This window comes from Aeromonas sp. 25-AL00135, assembly GCF_054052385.1.
In genome coordinates, this window is record NZ_JBSTYQ010000051.1 from 1 (window position 1) to 419 (window position 419).

Consider the following 419-nt stretch of genomic DNA (forward strand, 5'->3'; position numbering starts at 1 on the left):
CCGCCGCCACGCCGTTGCTTCAGCGCTTTCTTGAACGCCATCGCCACCGATTCGGCATGCATCCCTTCGTGCACGTGATGGCCCACTATCTTGCGTGAGTACGCATCCGTCACCAGGCTCAGGTACAGCGGTCCGCTCCTGGCTGGCAGATAGGTGATATCAGCAACCCAGACCTGCTCCGGGGCCACCGGCGTAACCTGCTCTGGCCCCGCCTTGAGCAAGTTGGGATGACGGTAGAAACGGTGAAAACTGTGGGTGGTCTTGTGATACGCCCGTCTGGGTGGCACCAGCAGGCGGTGCTCGGTCAATATCCGAAACAGCCTGTCCCGCCCGACCTTGAGCCCGTCATCATCCTGACCCTGCAGCAGATAATGCAGCTTGCGAGTGCCCACCCGCGGTTGTCGCAGTCGAACCTGACG

1 protein-coding gene is annotated in these 419 nt (G+C 61.6%); it reads right to left on the bottom strand.

The window, feature by feature from the left end; all coding sequences use genetic code 11:
* On the bottom strand, nucleotides 1-419 hold a 419-nt coding region (locus ACW5XC_RS20425; protein ID WP_456516116.1), incomplete at both ends, for a DDE-type integrase/transposase/recombinase.